The organism is Streptomyces sp. NPDC044064 (genome assembly GCF_056434245.1).
In genome coordinates this window covers 60,016-81,088 of record NZ_JBWKFN010000029.1, presented here as the reverse complement: position 1 = coordinate 81,088, position 21,073 = coordinate 60,016, and the positions used below count along the sequence as shown (strand labels likewise).

The following is a 21,073-nucleotide window of genomic DNA, read 5'->3' as shown; positions in this document are numbered from 1 at the left end:
GTGTCCCCACCGCCACGTACCGCACGTTCAGGAGCCCCTCCCGTGACCGCCGAAGCCCCGATCGCCCCTGCCGTCGCACATGGCCGGCTGATCCCCGTCACCGTCCACTTCGACGACCTGGACGCGCTCGGGCTGCTCCACAACGCCCGCTATCCGCTGATGGTGGAGCGCGCCTGGGCCGAGCTGTGGAACGAGTGCGGCATCCGGTTCGACGGCGACTGGGTGGCCGCCGGTGATGCCTGCAACGCCGTCCGTGAACTGCGGATCAGCTACGAGGCGCCCGTGACCCGCCCCGGCGGCTACGCCGTCCACCTCTGGCTGGAACGGCTCGGCACCACCGGCCTGACCTACGGCTTCCGCTTCTGCTCGGCCGACGGCGCGCAGACGTACGCGCAGGGCGCCCGGGTCCTCGTCCGGCTGGACGCGACGACCCTGCGCCCCGCGCCGTGGAGCGACTCCTTCAGGGCCGCGGCTCGGGAACTGCTGCGGCCTGCGGACTGACCTGCGCGCGCCCGGCGCGCCCGGCGGTGCGCAGCACCCCCGCGAACACGGCGAGCCCGCAGGCCAGCACGGTCACCACACAGAACGAGACCACCAGGCTGGTCGCCTGCGCCACCCCGCCGATCAGGCTGGGCGCGATCAGCCCCGAGGTGTAGGTGATGGTGGCCACGCCCGCTATCGCCTGGCTGGGGTTGGGGCCCGCGTGACCGGCGGCCGCGAAGCACAGCGGCACGACCACGGCGATCCCGAGCCCCATCAGCGCGAACCCGGCCATCGCCACCGCGGGATGCCCCGCGACGACGATCAGCAGGCCGCCGAGACCGGCCAGGACCCCGCCGGCCCGGACGGTGCGGACCGCTCCGAAGCGGTTCACCACCGAGTCCCCGGCGATCCTCGCCACCGCCATCGTGAGCATGAACCCGGTCGTCGACGCCGCCGCCAGACCGGCCGAGGTGTCCAGCCGGTCCCGCAGGAACACCGCCGACCAGTCCAGGCTCGCCCCCTCCGCGAACACCGCACAGAAGCCGACCGCGCCGATCAGCAGGGCGGAGCGGGGCGGCAGTGCGAACCGCGGCGGCGGCTCCTCGTCCTCGGCGGGCTGCAGGTCGAGCACCCATCCGCAGGCCAGCAGGCCGAACAGGGTGAGGACGGCGGCGGCCGGCACGAAATGCAGGCGCGCGTCCGAACCCAGGTGGGCGGCGAGCGTACCGGCGGCCGAGCCGAGGAGCGCGCCCGCGCTCCACATGCCGTGCAGTCCGGACATGATCGACTTCTCGAGCAGCCGCTCCACCTCGACACCCAGCGCGTTCATCGCCACGTCGGCCATGCCTGCGGTCGCCCCGTAGGCGAACATCGCCAGGCACAGCGTGTACAGGTTCGGCGCGAAGGACGGCAGGACCAGCGACAGCGTCCACAGTGTCATCAGCCCGCGCAGCGCCGTACGGCTGCCGAAGCGGTGGCTGATCCGGCCCGCCAGCGGCATCGCGCACGAGGCGCCGAACGCCGTGAACGCGAGTGCGAATCCGAGCTGTCCCGCGCTCAGTGCGGCATGGTCCTGGATCCACGGCACGCGGGTCGCGAAGGAGCCGGTCACGGCGCCGTGCACGGCGAACACGGCGGCCACGGCATACCGGGCGCGCCTGACCTCGTCTCGCGTGTACCCCACGTCACCCATGTTCCAGCCCCTCCCCGGGAGTTCCCCACCGTGCCCTCGCGGCGTCGCCGTAAACTATCAGGGACCCTGCCTGATAGATAGTGAGCAGTGCGGCCGCCCGCGTCTGGGAGGATTCCGGTCATGCCCGCATCACCCAGCACAGCCCGGGCCATCAACGACCGGCTCGCCCTGCGCCTGTTGCAGCAGGAAGGCCCGCTGACGGCAGGGCAGTTGAAGCAGCTGACCGGACTGTCCCGGCCGACCGTCGCCGACCTCGTCGAACGGCTCGCCGCCTCCGGTCTGATCACGGTGGTCGGCGAGTCCGGCGAGCAGCGCCGGGGCCCCAATGCCCGGCTCTACGGCATCGTCGCCGACCGCGCCCACCTGGCCGCGCTCGACGTCCGCACTGGGGGCGTCTTCGTGCTGGTCTCCGACCTCGTCGGGCGGGTGCTGGCCGAGGCGGCCGTGCCGATCGGCGGGGACACCGGGACCGGGCCCGCCGTGGAGCAGGTGGTGGCGGCGGTGGAGCGCACCGCGAAGGAGGCCGGCGCCGACCGGCTGCACACCGTCGGCATCGGGGCACCCGGCCTCGTCGACCCCGCCACCGGCGACCTGCGCGACTCCGGCGGCCTGCCCGCCTGGCACCGGCGCCTGGCCGCGGCCCTGCAGGAACGGCTGCCCGAGGCCCGGGTCACCGTGGAGAACGAGACCAACCTGGCCGCCCTGGCCGAGCAGCGCGAGGGCGCCGCCCGCGACCGGGACACCTTCGTCCTGCTCTGGCTGGGCCATGGCGTCGGCGCCGCGGTCGTCCTGGACGGCGTCCTCCGCCGCGGCGCCTCCGGCGGCACGGGCGAGATCGGCTTCCTGCCGGTCCCGGGGACGACCGCACTGCCCTCGGCGACGGACTGCGACGGCGGCTACCACTCGCTGGCCGGAGCGGCGGCGGTCGGCGCACTGGCCCGGGAGTACGGCCTGCCGAGGGCGGAGCCGGTGGACGGGCCCGGTGTCGCGGTCGTGGTGCGTGAGGCGGTCGCCGAGGTGAGCGGCCCGCCCGGCGGGGGTTCCGGCCCCGCCGACCGCTTCCTCGACGCGCTCGCCCACCGGGTCGCCATCGGGGCCGCCTCCGTCGCCTCCATCCTCGACCCCGGGTGCGTGGTCCTGGGCGGAGAGGTCGGGCAGGCCGGGGGAGCGGTGCTCGCCGCGCGCGTGGCGGACCGGCTCCGCCGTATGTCACCGCTGGCCACCGAGGTGCGGGCCGGCAGTCTCGGCGGCGCCGCGGTCCTGCGCGGTGCCCTGCTGACGGCCCGGGACCGGGCCCAGGACGAACTGTTCGCACCGGCGGAGCGCCAGGGTCCGCCCTAGAGCCGGTCGTCAGGGCAGCCGGCGGAGCGTTGCTCCTGCCGGGACGTCACTGTCCGAAGCGCCGGGCCAGATACTCCTCGAACGTCCCCTTGCCCACCGCCTGCTCCGGTGCCAGATGGCCGCCCGAGCGGAAGGCGCGGTACGTCTTCCCGAACAGCGGTACGCCGAGCACCGGCCGGCGCCGCCCCGTCGCCCGGAGGCAGGCGCGGGCCAGCGAGTCGAACGTCCGCACCTCGGGACCGCCCATGTCCGGCACCCGGCCGGCCGGCGCCGCGAGCGCCAACTCCGCCAGGCGGTCGGCCACTTCGGCCACCTCCACCGGCTGGTCCGACACCCCGGCCGGCAGCAGCACGACGGGCGACTTGGCCAGTCCCCGGACAACCGTCACCACCAGATCGTGGAACTGTGTCGCCCGCAGCACGGTCCAGCCGAGCCCCGACTCCTCGATCCGCCGCTCCACCGCGAGCTTGGAGCGGTAGTAGCCGAACGGCACCCGGTCGACGCCGACGATGGAGATGTACACCAGGTGGCCCACCCCGGCCCGCCGGGCCGCCGCGATCAGGTGGTCCGCCGCCTGCTCGTCGCCGCCGCGCGGAGAGCTCGCGCAGTGCACGACCGTCTCCACGCCGTCCAGGGCCTCGTCCAGGCCGGGCCCGCCCTCGCGCAGGTCGACGGCGTACGGCCGGGTGTGCCGGCTGAGCACCCGCACCTCGTGCCCGTCCGCCCGCAGCCGCTCGGTGACGAGCCGTCCGAGCGTGCCGGTTCCGCCGGTCACCAGGATCGTGGTCATGCTGTTTCCGTCCCTCCGGACTCCGGGACGCCCCGGTCGGAGCGCCCTTCGTCAACTGAGACCGCGCAGCCCCCGGAAATGTGACAAGCGCCGGCGGATCCCGGCTACGGGCGGGTCAGCTGTCGCCGCACATACTCCAGCTTGTCCGGGTTCATCACGGCCCACACGCCCGCGACCAGCCCGTCCACCAGCTCGAACTCGACGATCCCGACCAGCGTGCCGCCCACCCACGAGGCCACCCCGATCGCGCCGTTGACCTCCACCACCGTGTACTCCGGGCCCACGGCGAAGCGTTGCGAGGCGCCCACCACGAAGCGGGCGACCTTCTCCCGGCCCTCGATCGGCCGCAGGGCCGCGGTGACCTTGCCGCCTCCGTCGCTCCACCAGGTCACGTCCGCCGCGAGCAGCTTCTCCAGGCCGGTGAGGTCACCCTCCCGGGCCGCCGTGAGGAACGACGTCACCAGCTCCTCCCGGCGCTCGGGAGCGGGCTCGAAGCGGGACTCCGTCGCGGCCACCCGGCCCACCGCCCGCCGGTACAGCTGACGGCAGTTGGCCTCGCTCAGGTCCAGGACGTCCGCGATCTCCCGGTGGCCGTACCCGAACGCCTCGCGCAGCACGTACACCGCGCGCTCGGTGGGCGTCAGCCGCTCCAGCAGCACCAGCATCGCCATCGAGACCTGCTCGCGCGCCTCGGCCGACTCCAGCGGCCCGAGCGAACCGTCGGAGGTGACCACCGGCTCCGGCAGCCACTCCCCGACGTACTCCTCACGGCGCGCCCGGGCCGAGGTCAGCCGGTTCAGGCACAGGTTGGTGACGGTCCTGGCGAGCCACGCCCCGAGATGCTCGATACCCACGCGGTCGACGCCGCTGAGCCGCAGATACGCGTCCTGCACCGCGTCCTCCGCCTCCTGTGCGGAGCCGAGCAGGCGGTAGGCCAGGCCGAACAGCCGGGGGCGGTGGGACTCGAACTCGTCGGCGAGCAGGGGCGTCGTCATGGACTCACCCTGTCAGAGGCATGGCGACCCGGCGGCGGGCAAGGGCCGTCGTCACCGCCACCGGGCCCGCCCGCACCCTAAAAGGACTAGACCAGTACGGTCAATGGGTCTGGACCAAGGTCAACCCCGGCTCTCCGCCAGGCAGTTGACCAGGCCGATTCCGGTGCGCAAGTCCAGCGACACATGCTGTGAGGGAGCCCACACCCTTCGTCTGTCTGGAAGGCGATCCGGCGTGGCACACTGGCCGTGTACCAGAAGCAGCGCACTCCGGGGTCGGTGAAAGTCCGAACCGGCGGTTACAGTCCGCGACCCGGTCGCTTCCAGCGGCCGGTTGACCAGGTGAAATTCCTGGACCGACGGTTAAAGTCCGGATGGGAGGCAGTGCGCGGCGGGCGGGCATGTTCGTGTGCGCGCCGCCGTATCTGGGCTCGTCCGTGTATGGGCGGGTCCCTTTTCGGCGTCGGCTGCGCTCACGGTGTTGCTCACCCGTACATTCTGTCGTCATCGACAGGCCCCGGAGTCCGTGCCCCAATGAGGCAGGAGGACCCGGGAAGTGTTCACCGGAATCGTCGAAGAGCTGGGTGAGGTCACCGCCGTCGAGAATCTCGGCGACTCCTCCCGTTTCCGGCTCCGTGGCCCCGTCGTGACCGAGGGCGCGCAGCACGGCGACTCCATCGCCGTGAACGGCGTCTGTCTCACCGTCGTGGAGCACGAGGGTGACGAGTTCACGGCCGACGTCATGGCCGAGACCCTGAAGCGTTCCAGCCTGGGCGTGCTCACCGTCGGCTCCCGGGTCAACCTCGAGCGTCCCACCGCCGTGGGCGCGCGCCTCGGCGGGCACATCGTGCAGGGCCACGTGGACGGCACCGGTCAGGTGCTGGCCCGCACGCCCTCCGAGAACTGGGAGATCGTCAGGATCTCGCTGCCCGCGGACCTCGCCCGCTACGTCGTCGAGAAGGGCTCCGTCACCGTCGACGGCATCAGCCTCACCGTGGTCGAGGCGGGCCCGGACTACTTCACCGTCAGCCTCATCCCGACCACCCTCGACCTGACCACGCTCGGCCACAAGCAGCCCGGCGACCCGGTCAACCTCGAGGTCGACGTCATCGCCAAGTACGTGGAGCGGCTGCTCGCGGCCGGTCAGGGGGCCGGCGAGTGAGCTGGCTGAACTCCGAGGCGTTCACCATGTTCGGCCAGCACATCATCTGGTCCGACATGGTCGGCAACATCCTGGGCCTCATCACCCTCGCCCTGGGCTGGCGCCGCTCCCTGTGGACCTGGCCGGTGCAGTTCCTGTCCGGTCTCGTCCTCCTCGCCGCCTTCTACGGCCACCTGACCGGCAGCGCCGGCAAGCAGGCCGTCGTCATGGCCGTCGCCCTGTACGGCTGGTGGCAGTGGCAGCGCAGCAAGGGCACGGCCGAGGACGGGCAGATCGTCCCCCGCTTCGCCACCTGGCGCGAGCGCGCGGCGATGCTCGCCGCGGCCGCCGCGGGCACCGTCGCGGTGGCCCTGCTGTTCACGGCCTACCCGAAGCTCTCCTGGGACCCCTGGCCGGACGCCTACATCTTCGTCGGCACCATCGTGGCCATGTACGCCCAGGCCAAGGGCATGGTCGAGTTCTGGTTCGCCTGGCTGCTCGTCGACCTCGTCGGCGTTCCCCTCAACTTCGCCAACGGCTACGCATTCTCCGGTTTCGTCTACGTCATCTACGGCGCGCTCGTCCTGTGGGGCATGCGCGACTGGTGGCTGCGCTCCCGCCGGACCGCGCAGCCGCTCCTGGAAGGAGCACCGGCATGACTACGGCACCCGTCCTCTACAGCCCGGACGACATCGAGGACTTCACGCTCGACCCGGTCGAGCAGGCCATCGCCGACATCGCCGCCGGCCGCCCGATCGTGGTCGTCGACGACGAGGACCGCGAGAACGAGGGCGACCTCGTCGTCGCCGCCGAGAAGGTGACGCCCGAGATCGTCGCCTTCATGATGAGCGAGTGCCGGGGCCTGATCTGCGCGCCCATGGAGAGCGACGAACTCGACCGGCTGCAGCTGCCGCAGATGGTCGCGGACAACACCGAGTCGATGAAGACGGCGTTCACGGTCTCCGTCGACGCGTCCGCCGAACACGGCGTCACCACCGGCATCTCGGCCGCCGACCGCGCCACCACGCTCCAGCTGCTGGCCGACGGCACCGCCGAGCCCACCGACTTCGTCCGCCCCGGCCACATCTTCCCGCTGCGCGCCCGGGAGGGCGGCGTCCTGGTCCGCAACGGCCACACCGAGGCCGCCGTCGACCTCGCCCGGCTCGCCGGCCTGCGACCGGCCGGCGCCATCGTGGAGATCGCCGGAGAGGACGGCCGGATGCTGCGGCTGCCCGAGCTGATCCCGTTCGCCCGCAAGCACGGCCTGACGATCATCTCCATCGAGGACCTGATCGCCTACCGCCGGGGCAGCGAGCCCACCGTCCGCCGCGAGGCCGAGACCCGCCTGCCCACCGCGCACGGCACCTTCACCGCCTACGGCTACCGGTCCACGCTCGACGGCATCGAGCACGTCGCCCTCGTGCACGGCGAGATCGGCGAGGGCGAGGACGTGCTGGTCCGCGTCCACTCCGAATGCCTCACCGGCGACGTCTTCGGCTCCCTGCGCTGCGACTGCGGCCCCCAGCTGGACACTGCCCTGGACCGCATTCAGGAGGAGGGCCGCGGGGTCGTCGTCTACCTGCGCGGACACGAGGGACGCGGCATCGGCCTGCTGTCCAAGCTGCGCGCCTACGAGCTTCAGGAACAGGGCCACGACACCCTGGACGCCAACCTCGAACTCGGCCTGCCCGCCGACGCCCGCGACTACGGCGCCGGCGCGCAGATCCTCGCCGACCTCGGCGTCCGCAGCGTCCGCCTGATGACCAACAACCCCGAGAAGACCGACGCGCTGCTGCACCACGGCCTGAAGGTCACCGGCCGTGAGCCGATGCCCGTCCAGGCCGGCGAGCACAACCTCCGGTACCTGCGCACCAAGCGGGACCGGATGGGGCACGACCTGCCCTGGCTGGACACGCCCGCCGTGGCAGCCCCCGCGGCCGCATCAGTGGCCACCTGCCCCAACCAGTAAGCGAAAGCACTAAGGAGAGACGTGAGCGGCAAGGGTGCACCGGAACTGTCCGTACGCAACGTGAGCGACCTCAGGGTCGCCGTCATCGCTGCGCAGTGGCACGAGAAGGTGATGGACGGTCTGGTGGACGGCGCCCTGCGCGCCCTGCACGAGCTGGGCATCGACGAGCCGACCCTGATCCGGGTCCCCGGCACGTTCGAGCTGCCGGTCGCCGCCAAGGTCCTCGCGGGCCGAGGCTACGACGCGGTGGTCGCCCTCGGTGTCGTCATCCGCGGCGGCACCCCCCACTTCGACTACGTGTGCCAGGGCGTCACCCAGGGCCTCACCCAGGTGGCCGTCGAGACCGGCGTCCCCGTCGGCTTCGGTGTGCTCACCTGCGACACCGAGGAGCAGGCCCTGGACCGGGCCGGTATCGAGGGCTCCAACGAGGACAAGGGGCACGAGGCCGTGACGGCCGCGGTGGCGACGGCGGCCACGCTCCGCTCAGTATCTGAACCCTGGCACTAGGGAGTACCCCGAACCGCGTAGGGTGGGGCTCACCATGTCCAAGAAGACGTTCGAGGAGCTCTTCACCGAGCTCCAGCACAAGGCCGCCCACGGCGATCCCGCCTCCTCCCGCACCGCCGAGCTGGTCGGCAAGGGCGTCCATGCCATCGGCAAGAAGGTCGTCGAGGAGGCCGCCGAGGTCTGGATGGCCGCCGAGTACGAGGGCAAGGAGGCGGCCGCCGAGGAGATCTCGCAGCTGCTGTACCACGTCCAGGTGATGATGATCGCCCGCGGGATCTCCCTCGACGACGTCTACGCCCACCTGTAAGTCCGCACGCCGCAAAGAGCCCCCAGCACACTCCCCTTCACGCAAAGGAAGCCGACCTCATGCTGCGCATCGCCGTCCCCAACAAGGGTTCACTGTCCGGCCCTGCGGCGGAGATGCTGCATGAGGCCGGCTACCAGCAGCGCCGGGAGTCCAAAGAGCTGCGGATCGTGGACCCGGAGAACGAGGTCGAGTTCTTCTACCTCCGCCCCCGCGACATCGCGATCTACGTCTCCTCCGGCCGCCTCGACATCGGCATCACCGGTCGTGACCTGCTCGTCGACTCCGCCGCCGACGCCGAGGAGATCCTGCCGCTCGGCTTCGCCCGCTCCACCTTCCGCTTCGCCGCCAAGCCCGGCACCGCGAACGGCATCGAGGACCTGAAGGGCAAGACGGTCGCCACCTCCTACGAGGGGATCGTCGCCAAGCACCTCGCCGACAGCGGCATCGAGGCCTCCGTCGTCCACCTCGACGGCGCCGTCGAGACCGCGATCGAGCTGGGCGTCGCCGAGGTCATCGCCGACGTCGTCGAGACCGGCACCTCGCTGCGCAACGCGGGCCTGGAGGTCTTCGGCGAGCCGATCATGAAGTCCGAGGCCGTCGTCATCCGCCGCACCGGCGCCGACGGCCAGGACGCCGCCGAACCCAAGGTCCAGCAGTTCCTGCGCCGCCTCCAGGGCGTCCTGGTCGCCCGGACCTACGTGATGATGGACTACGACTGCCGGGTCGAGCAGCTCGAGAAGGCCGTCGCCCTGACGCCCGGCCTGGAGTCCCCGACCGTCTCCCCGCTGCACAACGAGGGCTGGGTCGCCGTCCGCGCCATGGTCCCCGCCAAGGAGGCGCAGCGGATCATGGACGACCTGTACGAGATCGGTGCGCGGGCCATCCTGACCACGGCCATCCACGCCTGCCGCCTCTGAGGGGTACGCACCGAGATGTCCGACCCGACCTCCCTGCCCACCCTTCCCGTCACCTTCCGGCCGGGCCGCACCCGGGTGATCCTGCTCACCGCCGGCGTCGTGATCTTCCTGGTCATCTCCGGGGTCGCGATGCTGCTGGAGCAGCTCGGCCCGGGGGAGCGGCTCAGCTTCGTCGTCACCGGGGCACTGATCTTCTGGGCGCTGGCCCAGCTCGCCCGGGTGAAGGTCGTCGCCGACGAGACCGGTGTCACCGTCGTCAACATCGCCAGCAAGCGGCACCTGGCCTGGGCGGAGATCCTCCAGGTGAACCTCCGTCCGGGCGACCCCTGGGTGTTCCTCAACCTCAGCGACGGCACCAGCCTGCCCGCGCTCGGCATCCAGCCGGGTATCGCCAAGCAGCACGCCATCGCCGACGCGAAGGCCCTCCGGGCGCTGGCCGAGGCCCGCTCGATGCGGGATCTGCCCTAGAGGGCCATGTCTTGATTAATCTGTTGGCGGAGGCGTTTTCGTTGCGCCTCCGCCACTGATGTTGCCCCCTGGTCTTCAGAGGCCCCCTGCTACCCGAGGAGTGACTCCCTCCAGCGATGGACGGATCGTCCTGTAGTACCTGCGCCGCCCCCTCCCGACATACCGAGGCGGCGGCATCATGACCATCCCCCTGCTGCTCCTCGGAGCGGCGTTCCTGCTGATTCTCGCCAACGGATTCTTCGTCGCCGCCGAGTTCGGCCTGGTGACCGTCGAACGCCCGGACGCCGAGAAGGCCGCCGCCGAGGGCGACAAGCGCGCCCGTACGGTCGTGGAGTCGCTGAAGGAACTGTCCTTCCAGCTCTCCGGCACCCAGCTCGGCATCACCATCACCTCCCTCGTCGTCGGCATGCTCGCCGAACCGGCCCTGGCCCAGCTGCTGCGCGGCCCGTTCACGGCGATCGGCATCCCCGAGGGCGCCGTCTCCGGTGTCGCCGTGGTGGTCGGCATGCTGCTGGCCTCCGCGGTCCAGATGGTGATCGGGGAACTCGTGCCCAAGAACTGGGCGGTGTCCCGGCCGCTGCAGGTCGCGCGCTTCGTCGCGGCCCCCCAGTACCACTTCTCCCGTCTGTTCCGCCCGGTGATCTCCGTGCTCAACACGGTCGCCAACCGGCTGGTGCGCGCCCTCGGCGTCGAACCCACCGAGGAACTGGCCTCCGCCCGCACCCCGGGCGAACTGGTCTCCCTGGCCCGGCACTCGGCCCAGGCCGGCGCCCTGGAACAGGACACGGCCGACCTGTTCGTGCGCACCCTGTCCCTGGGCGACCTGACCGCGCAGCACGTCATGACCCCGCGCGTGAGGGTCAGCGCCCTCCAGGACACGGCCACCGCCGAGGACGTGGTCAACCTGACCCGCGCCACCGGTCTGTCCCGCTTCCCGGTCTACGGCGAGAAGATCGACGAGATCGTCGGCATGGCCCACCTCAAGGACGCGCTGGCGGTGCCCGTGCACGACCGGCTGCGCACGCCGGTCGGCCGTATCGCCCGCAAGGCGCTCCTCGTCCCCGAGACGCTGCCGGTCCAGCCCCTCCTGGCCCGGCTGCGCAGCGAGCAGCCCATCGCGGTCGTGGTGGACGAGTACGGCGGGACGGCGGGTGTGGTCACCCTGGAGGACATCGTCGAGGAACTCGTCGGCGAGGTCCGTGACGAGCACGACGCCAAGGACATGCCCGAGCTGGCCCCCGCCCCGCCGGAGGACGGCAGGCCCGCCTGGGACGTCGACGGCAGCTGCCGTGTCGACATCCTGCAGCGCATAGGCCTCGACGTGCCCGAGGGGCCGTACGAGACCGTCGCCGGCCTGGTCGCCGACCTGCTCGGCCGGATCCCGGCCCCCGGCGACCGGGCGGAACTGCCCGGCTGGCGGCTGTCCGTCCGCCAGGTCGGCCACTACCGCGCCGAACGGGTCCGCCTGGTCAGGACGGTCCCGGCGGCGAACGTCATGGAGGCCGTCCGATGAGCGTCCTCCAACTGGTCTTCGCCGCGCTGCTGGTGCTCGCCAACGGCTTCTTCGTCGGCGCCGAGTTCGCACTCGTCTCCGTGCGCCGCAGCCAGATCGAACCGCTCGGCACGACCCGGGCCCGGCAGGTGCTGTACGGCCTGGAGCGGCTGCCGCAGATGATGGCGGCCGCGCAGTTCGGCATCACCGTCTGTTCCCTGACGCTCGGCGCGGTGGCCGAGCCGACGGTCGCGCATCTGCTGGAGCCGCTGTTCGAGGGGATCCATCTGCCGCACGGCATGATCCACCCGCTGGGCTATGTGATCGCCCTGGCCGCCGTGGTCTTCTTCCACCTCGTGATCGGCGAGATGGTGCCGAAGAACCTGGCGATGGCGGCCCCCGAGAAGGCCGCGCTGTGGCTGAGCCCCGGTCTGGTCGCCTTCGCCCGCGTGTGCCGGCCGATCACGGTGGCCCTCGGCGCCTGCGCCCAGGCCATCCTGCGGCTCTTCCGCGTCGAGCCCAAGGACGAGGTCGAGGCCGTCGTCACCAGCGAGCAGCTGAACCGTCTGCTGGAGGACTCCGGCCAGGCGGGCCTCCTCGACCCCGAGGAGCGGGAGCGGCTGGAGGACGCGCTCGAACTGGGCTCCCGCCCGGTGACGGACGTCCTGCTGCGGCGTGAGTCCCTGGTGACGGTGACTCCGTCGGTCACGCCGGGGGAGATCGTCGACCTGACGGCCCGCACGGGCTACTCGCGCTTCCCGGTGGCGGCCGGGACCGGTGCGTTCATGGGCTACATCCACGTCAAGGACGTCCTGGACCTGGAGGACTCCGGCCGGGCCGTCCCCCAGCACGTGTGGCGCCCCATGGCCACCCTGCGCGCGGAACTCCCTCTGGACGACGCCCTGACGGTCATGCGCCGGGCGGCCACCCACCTGGCCCAGGTGGCGGACGCCTCCGGCCGGGTCCTGGGCCTGGTGGCCCTGGAGGACGCCCTGGAACTCCTGGTGGGCGAGGTCCGCGACCCGGCCCACCGCGAGAGTCCGGAACCGAGGCTCTCCGAGCCGAGGACCAGCGGCGAGCCGGAAGGGGCACTGGCCACGTAGCGCCGTTCCCGACTTCGGGCGCGCGGGGACCGGTCACGCAGTTCCCCGCGCCCCTGGGGTGTTGCGGTGCCGTCGGCTGCGCTACATGGCCGACGGATCGTGCGGTCCCCGTCCCGACAGGACCTCTCCGTACGCCTGCATCAGGTCCGGGAGCCGCAGCGTCGCCAGGTCGTCCCGGGACAGCATCCCGGGATACGTCGACAACCGCAGATCCCGGTACGCGCAGCTCTTCTCGTACAGCGTCCGCAGAAAACGTCCGTTCCCCAGCTCGTCGATCCACCCCTGATCGACCACATGCCCGGCGATGGACCGCAGCTCCTCCAGCGCCTCCTCGTCCCACCGGTCCCCGTTCTCCGCCGCGAGCACCTTGCCGATCTCGGTGAGCTCCAGCGGCCGGTAGGAGGGGAAGTCCACCCGCGTGGTGAAACGGGAGGAGAGACCGGGGTTCGCGGCGAGCAGCCGGTCCATGCCCTCGGGATAGCCGGCGAGGATCACCACCAGGTGGTCCCGGTTGTCCTCGGCCCGCTTCAGCAGCACCTGCAGTGCCTCGTCGCCGTACGCGTCCCCCTTGCCGTAACCGGAGTTGGACAGCGAGTAGGCCTCGTCCACGAAGAGCACCCCGCCGATCGCGGAATCGATCAGCTCGTTGGCCTTCACGGCCGTCTGCCCGAGATACTCCCCGACGAGATCGGCCCGCTGCGCCTCCACGAGGTGGTCGCCGCCGAGCAGACCGAGCGCGTAGAACACCCGGCCGAGGATCCGGGCGACCGTGGTCTTGCCGGTCCCCGAGGGACCCGAGAACACGAAGTGCCGTTTGGGCGGCTGCACCGGCAGCCCCTGCCCGGCCCGCAGCCGTGCCATGTTCAGCTGCGCGGACAACGCCTTGACCTGGCGTTTGACCGGTTCGAGACCCACCATGCGCTCCAGCTCGGCGAGCGCCTCCTCGAGTAACGCGGCGTCGGTCGGCCCCGCGGGCAGGGGCGAGGACGGCATCCCGCTCTTCACCCGCACCGCCGGATCGGGGACCGACGGCACCGGACCGGCCGGCAGGTCCGGGTCCGGGAATCTGAGGTCGCGCCCCTCGGCGCCGAAGAGCGGGTCGAGCGTGTCCGGGCCGTCCATCGCGTCGGCACCGGCACCGGTCAGGGTGATCGCCGCGAGGTCGGCCGGATCGTCGTACCCGTCGCCCTCGGCGATCGCGGCGAGCCGGGCCGAGGTGTCCATGAAGGCCGGGTCGACCCGGTGCACCGCGCGGTACAACGGCATGGCCGCGGCACTGCGCCCGGTCCCCTCGTGCGCCCGCGCCAGCCAGTACCGCAGCTCCTTGCGCTGCGGCTGCTCGCTGCGGCAGCGCATCAGGGCCGCCGAGAGGAGCGGCTCGGCCTGGCCGTACATCTCCAGCCGGACCCGGGCCATGCCGCCGAACAGGCCCGCCTCGATGCCGAGCAGGGGATCGTCGAGCAGTGGATCGGTGTGCCGGACCAACTGGTCCCAGTCCTTGACGAGATAGGTGCGGCAGGCGTGCAGGAAGCGGACCTGTGGGTCGGTGTCCACCGGGGGCAGCCCGGCCAGCGCCCGGTCCAGCTCCGGGACGTGCCGCCCGTCCAGCCAGTGCGAGGCGTGCGCCAGCAGCAGATCGCGCGGGCTCTCCAGCACCGGCTGCACCCACCAGCCCAGCCAGTACCAGGAGTTGAGGGTCCGGCGGTGCCGGGCGCGCTGCTCCCCGAAGCGGTCCCGGTGCCGGAACATTCTGAGCAGCGCCGTCGTCGTGTCGACCCGCAGCGCGTGCAGCCCGAGCCAGGCGTCCGCCATCCCCGGGTCCATCCGCGCCGCGGCGCGGAACTCCTCCTCCGCCTGCGGATAGGCACCCATCGTGTAGGCGTCCACACCTCGCAGCCAGGCGAGGTCGGCCGGGGCCTCGGGGCCCTGCGTGCCGAAGTCCATCACGTCCCCCACAAACCGTGCCCCCGTTGGTTCACCGCCGGGCAGTCGCCCGACGGCCGCCGCGGTCGAACCGCCGTGCCGCGGACCGGAGTTGCAGGTGCGCGAGGCAGCCGCTCGAAGGTCGCACCGAGGGCATCGTACCCGTGGGACGACCGCGCACCGAAGGGTGCCGCACGGGCCGTTTGACGAGGTGGGAGCAGACGGGGCGCACACGAAACGGTGACCGAGGGTGAGCGGATCGGTGCGCGGGGCGCCCGGGAAACGGGCCGAGGGCAGAACGAAGCCCCCGATCACGGGGGAACAACCGGGGGCTTCGCGTATGTGGGCGGCGCCGAATGGCCGCACATTGAGAACGTAAGACCTGTACGGTCCCCGGGTCAAGCGCCCCCGATGCGCTCAAGGAAGTTCCCCCGCAAGGGTCTTCACAAGTTCACCACACTGCGGACGGTGCATCACCCTGGGTGACCATTCGGTCCGGTTCGGCGGCTCTCGCCGGCCCCGGCAGCACCGCGTACCCCTCCGGCGTCTGCCGCACCAGGAGGTCGGCATGGGGGCGCGAGGGGTCGGCGGCGAAGTGCGCGTGCTCCGCCTCGACCCACCCGGCCCAGAACTCCCGCTGCTCCTCTCCGTCCCGCAGCCGGCCCCGTGCCCAGGACTCCTCGCGGGGCAGCTCCATCCACAGCAGCCCGGCCAGATGCGGCCGCAGCGCCCGGCGGCCGGCGCCGACCCCCTCGATCACGACGACGGGAGCGGGCGGCAGCGGGAGCGGCGGGCCGAACGCCCGGGCCCGCCAGTCGTAAGGGGTGTACCGCGCGCTCTCGCCGCGGGAGAGGGGTTCGATCACCTGGGCCAGGAGCCGGCCGGTCCAGTCGAAGAGCTGCTCGTGACTGGCGATGTCGTCCAGGTGCAGCACGGGCGCCCCGCCGAGCGCGGCGGCCAGCCGCCCGGCGAAGGTGGACTTTCCGGAGCCTGCGTGCCCGTCGACGGCGATCAGCCGGACCGGCCCCACGGAGGGGGGAAGCCCGCGCAGCCGGGCGGCGAGGTCGTGAATGGTGATTCCCGAGGTGTGGTGCGGTGTGGGGGGTTTTCCGGAAACAGTCTAGTAGCGGCCCATAGCGACTGGACCAATCGGGTGGCCGAAAAAGTCACTCCTTGAACCACTGGCTGACCGCCGGTCAATCGAAAGGATTAACAATCTCGGACCGTTGACCGGTATGTGAAACCCGGCGTTCCCGGTGCACCCAATGCTGAGTAAGGTGCCTGGTGCGCAACCGGGATGCGCCGAACGGGGACGGACAGGGGGACATGGTCGCGGAGTTATTCGAAGGGCACTATGTATGGCATCCGGCGGCCGACGACCGTGTCCTGGCGAGCGTATGCGTCGATGTGCGCGCCGGCCGTTATCGATACGCGTCCGAGGCCCTCGCCGAGACGCGTTCCGACTTCGCCCTGCGCGCCCACCGCTCGCTGGTGCTGGCCTCCGAGGCGGCCGGCACCGATCTGGTGGAGCGCTGGCTCGCCGAGGAACCGACCCCGGAAGCCGCGCTGATGTGGGCCCGGGTCGCGGTGCAGCGCGCGACGCGGGCCGCCGACGCGCGCGACGAGCGGGCCGAGGCGCTGGAGCGGATCGCGCTGACCGCCTGCGACCGGGCGGCCGCCATGGCCCCCGGCGACCCCACTCCCTGGGTCGCCAAGCTGGCCATGGCCCGGCTGCACCGGCTGCGCGACCCCGCACCGCAGGGCCTGCTCACCGCCCCGCCCGGACCCTGGCGGCTGTTCGCGCACATCCTGTCCCTGGACCCGTGGCACCGCGAGGGCCATCACCGCTTCCTGTCGTGCTTCTTCACCCGCCACGGCGGCTCGGTCAACGCGGCCTGGGACGTCGCCGCCTTCCTCAGCCAGCGGGCGCCCGCCGACTCCGCCCTCCGGCTGCTGCCGCTGGTCGCCCTCGTGGAGAGCTACAACCCCACCCAGCTGCTCGCCGACCGCGTCTGGGAACAGCCCCAGTGGCGCTCCACCGCGCTGGCGATCTACCAGAACTGGCTGCCCGCGGCGGCCGGTTACCGCTTCACCCCGGTGCTCGACCTGGCCTACCTCGCGCACGCGCTGGTCATGGCCCAGCGCGAGTTCGAGGCCCGGGCGGTCTTCACCGCGATGGGGCCGTACGCCTCGCGCATGCCCTGGAGCGCCTTCGGTGACCCCGCCGAGCAGCTCTCCCGGGCCCGGCGTGCCTGCGGCCTGCCCGTCCCGGGAGCCGCCTGACCCCGCACGTGCTCCGTCCCCCCACCGAGAGAAAGGCAGATCTGTGTCCGAACGGATATCGACTCCACGGGCGAAGGCTCGCGGGGGAGAGGACCCGGTCGTGATCGACGACGACGCGACCCTGCATGCGATGGGATATCCCCGGAAACTCACCCGGCGTTTCCAGGCGTTCGACAATTTCGCGATCTCCTTCACCATCATCAATATCCTCTCGGGTATTTTCTCGTCCTTCGGATACGGGATGAACGCGGGCGGACCCCGCATTCTCGTGTTCGGCTGGATCGGCGTGTCCGTCATGGTGCTGTTCATCGGCGCCGCGATGGCAGAGGTCGCCTCCGCCTATCCGACGAGCGGTGCGCTGTATTTCTCGGCGGGTAAACTCGCCAAGCGGCACAAGGGCGCCTGGTCCTGGTTCACCGGCTGGCTGAACTTCGTGGGCCAGATCGGCGGCACCGCCGCCACCGGCTATGCGGCGGCCACCTTCGTCCAGGCCTTCATCGCCCTGCAGTGGACCTCGTACCGCCCCACCGCGCACCAGACGGTCCTGATCACAGCCGTGATCATCGTGCTGCAGGGCCTCGCCAACACCTACACCGTCCAGCTCGTCGCCGTACTGAACCGGATTTCCGTATGGTGGCTGCTGATCGGACTCGTGGTGATCGTGAGCACACTCATAGTGATGCCCGACCACCATCAGTCGGCGTCCTTCGTGACGCATTTCGAGAACAACACCGGCTTCACGAGCGGGCTTTACGGCGGGATGCTCGGACTGCTGGTCACCAGCTGGACCTTCACCGGGTTCGACGGCAGCTTCCACATGTCCGAGGAAACGGTCCGCGCGACGGTGAACGCACCGCGGGGGATCACCCGCTCCGTCGGCTATTCGGCGATCACCGGGCTGATCCTGATGCTTGCACTGGTCTACAGCATTAGCGACTACGGCAAGGTGGCGGGCTCCTCGGCGCCGCCCGTCCAGATTCTCATCGACGGCCTCGGCCTGGGCACCGCCAAGGTGATGCTCCTCATCGTCATCGGCGCGATGCTCTTCTGTGGCCTCGCCAACCTCACCAGCAACACCCGGCAGATCTTCGCCTTCTCCCGGGACGGCGCCATGCCCGGCTCGCGCCTGTGGCACTCGGTCTCTCCGCGCACCCGTACGCCGGTGAAGGCCGTGTGGCTCGCGGTGGCCTGCTCGCTCGCCCTGGTGGTCCCGGGCTGGTGGTCGCACACGGCGTTCACCGCGATCGTCAGCGTCAACGTGGTCGGACTCTTCCTCGCCTACGCCGTGCCGATCTTCCTGCGGCTGCGGCTCGGCGACGAGTTCCAGCCCGGCCCCTGGCACCTGGGCCGCTGGGGCAGGCCGATCGGCTGGCTCGCGGTGATCTGGATCGGGCTCAGCAGCGTCCTGTTCATGCTGCCGCAGGCCTCGCCGATCACCGTCGACTCCTTCAACTACGCGCCGATCGCGCTGGCCGCCGTCCTGGTCGTGGCCACGGTGTGGTGGTTCGCCACCGCCCGCCGCCGCTTCCAGGGTCCGGTCAGCTACGGCCGCCCCGACGAGGTCGCCGCGATGGACCTCGTCTGACCCGCACCGACCACGGCCCCGGCGCACGGCATTCCGTCCGCGCCGGGGCCGTCGTGCACCCCCCTGCGACCCACTCCAGTGGCCCAGACCAATATTGGTGGCGCGCCATGCGCTGAAGTGCTGGCAGGGGCATGCCGTCTCCTCCATAGTTGGCGCACAACCACACCGGACCAGCAACGACTCGGATACTTGGGGGTTGACCGAGCCCATGAGCAGAGCCCAGCAACCGTCCCGCCGCACCGTCCTCACCGCCGCAGTGGTCGCAGCGGTCGCCTCCGGGGCCGTACCCGCGGCCGCCGCCACCGCGAAGGCGCCCGGCGCCGACGCGGACGACCCCGCCCAGGTGCCGGCCCGTCCCATCGACTACCACGCCTGGACGACGTACCGCGACTGGCGCCTGGGCACCGCCGAGGGCGTCCGGGCCGTCTCCGGCCTGCGCCCCGGTGTCGAGATCGGCACCGCCGCCGGCCGTACCGACTACACCGACCCGCACACCGGCACCACCGCCGGCTGGGAGTACGCGACCTGGACCTCCCCGGTGCACCGGCTCGCCGTGCCCGCGACGGAGGTCGTCGCGTCCTGGAACGCGCACACCCCCGACGGCACCTGGCTCCAGGTCGAGCTGCGGGGAACGTACTCGGACGGCACCGACACGCCCTGGTACGTGATGGGCCGCTGGGCGTCCGGGGACCAGGACATCAAGCGGACCTCGGTGGACGGCCAGAAGGACGGCAGGAGCACGATCTGGACCGACACCTTCGCCGTCGACGACGCGAGCACCGGCCTGCGGCTGGCCTCGTACCGGCTGCGCCTGACCCTCTACCGCAGGCCGGACACCCGGCTCACCCCGACCGTGTGGCGGCTCGGCGCCATGGGCTCCGACATCCCCGACCGCTTCACCGTGCCGGCCTCCACCGCCGGGCTCGCCGGGGAACTGGGCGTCCCGCGCTACTCGCAGGAGATCCACAAGGGCCAGTACCCGGAGTACGACAACGGCGGCGAGGCCTGGTGCAGCCCCACCTCCTCGCAGATGATCGTCGAGTACTGGGGCGGCCGGCTCACCGCCGAGCAGCTGTCCTGGGTCGACCCCTCCTACGTCGACCCACAGGTGGACCACGCGGCCCGCTCCACCTACGACTACCAGTACCAGGGCTGCGGCAACTGGCCGTTCAACGCCGCCTACGCGGCCACGTTCAAGGGCCTCCAGGGCGTGGTCACCCGGCTCGCCTCGCTGACCGAACTGGAGATGCTGATCGCGGCCGGCATCCCGGCCATAACGTCACAGTCCTTCCTGAAGACCGAGCTGACCGGCGCCGGATACGGCACCTCGGGTCACCTGATGACCGTGATCGGCTTCACCGCGGACGGCGACGTGATCGCCAACGACCCGGCTTCGGCCGACGACGCGGCCGTGCGGCGGGTCTACCTGCGGCGCGAGTTCGAGAACATCTGGCTGCGCACCAAGCGGTACAACGCCTCCGGCAAGGTCGTCTCCGGTACCGGCGGGGTCTGCTACCTCTACTTCCCGGCCCGGCCGGACCCGCGCCAGCGCAAGGCGCTCCAGGCTGTGGGGGTGTGCTGACCCGGACCGTGTGAGCAACGTCTCCGCCGCAAACGCCGTCGCGGGTGGCAAGGTGGACAAATGGGTGGGGGGACTCCACTCCGTTCGTCCGACCTCTGCGAGAAACCATGACCGCACAGCAGGCCACTGCCACCCGCGTCCGCACCGGCGGCCCCCGGGAAGACGGCCCGAAGATCCTCGAGCACGTCATGGGCTGGGTGCTTGTCGCGGTGATCGCGATGCTGGTGACCCAGCTCGGGCTGCTCTGACCCGACTCCTTACCCGGTCGGCATGTTCTGACATACTGCGGAGGTCCCACCGACCTCCTAGACCAGGGTCGAAATTGAATATGAGTCAACAGCGTGCCGCCGTCCGTCCCCGGGCGCGCGGCACCGAGCGTTCCGTGGCGCGTCGCGCCGAACTCATCGCCATCGGGCGGAAGCTGTTCGCCGACACGTCCTACGACGCGCTGTCCATGGACGACATCGCCCGGCAGGCGCATGTCGCCAAGGGGCTGATCTACTACTACTTCCAGTCCAAGCGCGGCTACTACCTGGCGATCATCCAGGACTCCGTCGCCGACCTGGTCACCTTCGCCGCGAGCGGACTGGAACTGCCCGCCGTGGACCGCGTCCACCGCACCGTCGACAGCTACCTGCGCTTCGCCGAGCACCACCAGGCCGCCTACCGCACCATCGTCAGCGGCGGGGTCGGCTTCGACACCGAGGTGCACGCCATCCGGGACGGTGTGCGCGAGGCGATCATCGACACCATCGCCGAGGGCGCCTACGGGCGCAGTGACATCGCCCCGCTCGCCCGCATGGGCCTGCTCTCCTGGGTGTGCAGCGTCGAGGGGGCCACCCTCGACTGGATCGACCGCCCCGAACTATCCCGCGACACCATGCGCGATCTGCTGGTGAAGATGCTCGGCGGATCCCTGCGCGCCGTGGCGGAACTGGACCCGTCCTACCCGGCCCCGCTCCCGGCCTGCCGCAACGCCTGACGGCGAGGAGCGGAGG

At 71.4% G+C, this 21,073-nt stretch carries 21 protein-coding genes and 1 riboswitch; of the genes, 16 read left to right on the top strand and 5 right to left on the bottom strand.

The window, feature by feature from the left end; translation table 11 throughout:
- The first annotated feature begins 42 nt into the window (after positions 1-42).
- Entirely contained in the window at positions 43-501 is a 459-nt protein-coding gene (locus tag AC07DS_RS35860; RefSeq protein WP_479152226.1) for an acyl-CoA thioesterase, read from the top strand.
- Here AC07DS_RS35860 and AC07DS_RS35855 read toward each other — a convergent pair.
- Positions 461-1,675: an MFS transporter gene (locus AC07DS_RS35855; protein WP_479152225.1), complete on the bottom strand. Its 1,215-nt coding sequence runs from the start codon at positions 1,673-1,675 to the stop codon at positions 461-463. The genes AC07DS_RS35860 and AC07DS_RS35855 overlap by 41 nt on opposite strands.
- A gap of 120 nt (positions 1,676-1,795) precedes the next feature.
- Here AC07DS_RS35855 and AC07DS_RS35850 point away from each other — a divergent pair, with 120 nt between their 5' ends.
- Complete coding sequence (locus AC07DS_RS35850; protein ID WP_479152223.1) at positions 1,796-3,016, top strand: ROK family transcriptional regulator; 1,221 nt, start codon at positions 1,796-1,798, stop codon at positions 3,014-3,016.
- Positions 3,017-3,062: 46 nt separating this feature from the next.
- On the opposite strand, the gene AC07DS_RS35845 is transcribed toward AC07DS_RS35850, so the two are convergent.
- Together AC07DS_RS35845 and AC07DS_RS35840 are read right to left on the bottom strand one after the other, a co-directional pair.
- Positions 3,063-3,806 carry an SDR family oxidoreductase gene (locus AC07DS_RS35845; RefSeq protein ID WP_479152221.1) on the bottom strand — a complete coding sequence of 248 codons (744 nt, stop codon included), beginning with the start codon at positions 3,804-3,806 and terminating at the stop codon, positions 3,063-3,065.
- A gap of 104 nt (positions 3,807-3,910) precedes the next feature.
- Positions 3,911-4,801 (bottom strand): RNA polymerase sigma-70 factor, encoded by an 891-nt coding sequence (locus AC07DS_RS35840; RefSeq protein ID WP_479152219.1) that lies wholly within the window; start codon positions 4,799-4,801, stop codon positions 3,911-3,913.
- Positions 4,802-5,059: 258 nt separating this feature from the next.
- A riboswitch (FMN riboswitch) is annotated at positions 5,060-5,190 on the top strand.
- Between the two features lie 164 nt (positions 5,191-5,354).
- Between AC07DS_RS35840 and AC07DS_RS35835 the strand changes: the two genes are divergently transcribed.
- The 9 genes from AC07DS_RS35835 (at position 5,355) to AC07DS_RS35795 (ending at position 12,702) form a co-directional block, all read left to right on the top strand.
- Positions 5,355-5,960, top strand: coding sequence for a riboflavin synthase (locus AC07DS_RS35835; RefSeq protein ID WP_479152217.1), 606 nt, complete (start codon positions 5,355-5,357; stop codon positions 5,958-5,960).
- A complete protein-coding gene (locus AC07DS_RS35830; protein WP_479152215.1) occupies positions 5,957-6,598 on the top strand; it encodes a nicotinamide mononucleotide transporter family protein in 642 nt (213 codons plus the stop codon). The genes AC07DS_RS35835 and AC07DS_RS35830 overlap by 4 nt, the downstream gene beginning before the upstream one ends.
- A complete protein-coding gene (locus tag AC07DS_RS35825) occupies positions 6,595-7,908 on the top strand; it encodes a bifunctional 3,4-dihydroxy-2-butanone-4-phosphate synthase/GTP cyclohydrolase II (RefSeq protein WP_479152213.1) in 1,314 nt (437 codons plus the stop codon). The genes AC07DS_RS35830 and AC07DS_RS35825 overlap by 4 nt, the downstream gene beginning before the upstream one ends.
- Before the next feature lie 21 nt (positions 7,909-7,929).
- Positions 7,930-8,415 (top strand): 6,7-dimethyl-8-ribityllumazine synthase, encoded by a 486-nt coding sequence (gene ribH / locus AC07DS_RS35820; RefSeq protein ID WP_094221666.1) that lies wholly within the window; start codon positions 7,930-7,932, stop codon positions 8,413-8,415.
- A gap of 34 nt (positions 8,416-8,449) precedes the next feature.
- Positions 8,450-8,722, top strand: coding sequence for a phosphoribosyl-ATP diphosphatase (locus AC07DS_RS35815; RefSeq protein ID WP_145881020.1), 273 nt, complete (start codon positions 8,450-8,452; stop codon positions 8,720-8,722).
- A 59-nt stretch (positions 8,723-8,781) separates the two neighbouring features.
- Positions 8,782-9,639: an ATP phosphoribosyltransferase gene (hisG, locus tag AC07DS_RS35810; protein ID WP_479152212.1), complete on the top strand. Its 858-nt coding sequence runs from the start codon at positions 8,782-8,784 to the stop codon at positions 9,637-9,639.
- Positions 9,640-9,654: 15 nt separating this feature from the next.
- A complete protein-coding gene (locus AC07DS_RS35805; RefSeq protein ID WP_479152210.1) occupies positions 9,655-10,107 on the top strand; it encodes a PH domain-containing protein in 453 nt (150 codons plus the stop codon).
- A gap of 178 nt (positions 10,108-10,285) precedes the next feature.
- The gene (locus tag AC07DS_RS35800) at positions 10,286-11,620 is read left to right on the top strand and encodes a hemolysin family protein (protein ID WP_479152209.1); all 1,335 of its coding nucleotides are present in this window, start codon (positions 10,286-10,288) and stop codon (positions 11,618-11,620) included.
- The gene (locus AC07DS_RS35795) at positions 11,617-12,702 is read left to right on the top strand and encodes a hemolysin family protein (protein ID WP_479152207.1); all 1,086 of its coding nucleotides are present in this window, start codon (positions 11,617-11,619) and stop codon (positions 12,700-12,702) included. The genes AC07DS_RS35800 and AC07DS_RS35795 overlap by 4 nt, the downstream gene beginning before the upstream one ends.
- A gap of 81 nt (positions 12,703-12,783) precedes the next feature.
- Here the strand turns inward: AC07DS_RS35795 and AC07DS_RS35790 are convergent, their stop codons facing one another.
- Together AC07DS_RS35790 and AC07DS_RS35785 are read right to left on the bottom strand one after the other, a co-directional pair.
- Positions 12,784-14,646 (bottom strand): AAA family ATPase, encoded by a 1,863-nt coding sequence (locus tag AC07DS_RS35790; protein WP_479152206.1) that lies wholly within the window; start codon positions 14,644-14,646, stop codon positions 12,784-12,786.
- A gap of 430 nt (positions 14,647-15,076) precedes the next feature.
- Complete coding sequence (locus tag AC07DS_RS35785; protein WP_479152310.1) at positions 15,077-15,697, bottom strand: uridine kinase family protein; 621 nt, start codon at positions 15,695-15,697, stop codon at positions 15,077-15,079.
- A gap of 254 nt (positions 15,698-15,951) precedes the next feature.
- On the opposite strand from AC07DS_RS35785, the gene AC07DS_RS35780 reads away from it, so the two are divergent.
- The 5 genes from AC07DS_RS35780 (at position 15,952) to AC07DS_RS35760 (ending at position 21,057) form a co-directional block, all read left to right on the top strand.
- On the top strand, positions 15,952-16,908 hold the full coding sequence (locus AC07DS_RS35780) for a hypothetical protein (protein ID WP_479152204.1): 957 nt from the start codon (positions 15,952-15,954) through the stop codon (positions 16,906-16,908).
- Between the two features lie 43 nt (positions 16,909-16,951).
- A complete protein-coding gene (locus AC07DS_RS35775; protein ID WP_479152202.1) occupies positions 16,952-18,493 on the top strand; it encodes an amino acid permease in 1,542 nt (513 codons plus the stop codon).
- Between the two features lie 208 nt (positions 18,494-18,701).
- Complete coding sequence (locus AC07DS_RS35770) at positions 18,702-20,075, top strand: peptidase C39 family protein (RefSeq protein WP_479152308.1); 1,374 nt, start codon at positions 18,702-18,704, stop codon at positions 20,073-20,075.
- 107 nt (positions 20,076-20,182) lie between these two features.
- On the top strand, positions 20,183-20,323 hold the full coding sequence (locus AC07DS_RS35765) for an SCO1431 family membrane protein (protein WP_479152200.1): 141 nt from the start codon (positions 20,183-20,185) through the stop codon (positions 20,321-20,323).
- A gap of 74 nt (positions 20,324-20,397) precedes the next feature.
- Positions 20,398-21,057, top strand: coding sequence for a TetR/AcrR family transcriptional regulator (locus tag AC07DS_RS35760; protein ID WP_479152199.1), 660 nt, complete (start codon positions 20,398-20,400; stop codon positions 21,055-21,057).
- Positions 21,058-21,073 lie beyond the last annotated feature (16 nt).

What these genes read in the sequence shown, in the direction of transcription:
- AC07DS_RS35850 (WP_479152223.1), top strand. Translation starts at nt 1,796, where the DNA reads ATGCCCGCATCACCCAGCACAGCCCGGGCCATCAACGACCGGCTCGCC.
- AC07DS_RS35815 (WP_145881020.1), top strand. Translation starts at nt 8,450, where the DNA reads ATGTCCAAGAAGACGTTCGAGGAGCTCTTCACCGAGCTCCAGCACAAG.
- AC07DS_RS35780 (WP_479152204.1), top strand. Translation starts at nt 15,952, where the DNA reads ATGGTCGCGGAGTTATTCGAAGGGCACTATGTATGGCATCCGGCGGCC.
- AC07DS_RS35845 (WP_479152221.1), bottom strand. Translation starts at nt 3,806, where the DNA reads ATGACCACGATCCTGGTGACCGGCGGAACCGGCACGCTCGGACGGCTC.
- AC07DS_RS35840 (WP_479152219.1), bottom strand. Translation starts at nt 4,801, where the DNA reads ATGACGACGCCCCTGCTCGCCGACGAGTTCGAGTCCCACCGCCCCCGG.
- hisG (WP_479152212.1), top strand. Translation starts at nt 8,782, where the DNA reads ATGCTGCGCATCGCCGTCCCCAACAAGGGTTCACTGTCCGGCCCTGCG.
- AC07DS_RS35805 (WP_479152210.1), top strand. Translation starts at nt 9,655, where the DNA reads ATGTCCGACCCGACCTCCCTGCCCACCCTTCCCGTCACCTTCCGGCCG.
- AC07DS_RS35795 (WP_479152207.1), top strand. Translation starts at nt 11,617, where the DNA reads ATGAGCGTCCTCCAACTGGTCTTCGCCGCGCTGCTGGTGCTCGCCAAC.
- AC07DS_RS35855 (WP_479152225.1), bottom strand. Translation starts at nt 1,675, where the DNA reads ATGGGTGACGTGGGGTACACGCGAGACGAGGTCAGGCGCGCCCGGTAT.
- AC07DS_RS35790 (WP_479152206.1), bottom strand. Translation starts at nt 14,646, where the DNA reads ATGGACTTCGGCACGCAGGGCCCCGAGGCCCCGGCCGACCTCGCCTGG.
- AC07DS_RS35825 (WP_479152213.1), top strand. Translation starts at nt 6,595, where the DNA reads ATGACTACGGCACCCGTCCTCTACAGCCCGGACGACATCGAGGACTTC.
- AC07DS_RS35770 (WP_479152308.1), top strand. Translation starts at nt 18,702, where the DNA reads ATGAGCAGAGCCCAGCAACCGTCCCGCCGCACCGTCCTCACCGCCGCA.
- AC07DS_RS35800 (WP_479152209.1), top strand. Translation starts at nt 10,286, where the DNA reads ATGACCATCCCCCTGCTGCTCCTCGGAGCGGCGTTCCTGCTGATTCTC.
- AC07DS_RS35765 (WP_479152200.1), top strand. Translation starts at nt 20,183, where the DNA reads ATGACCGCACAGCAGGCCACTGCCACCCGCGTCCGCACCGGCGGCCCC.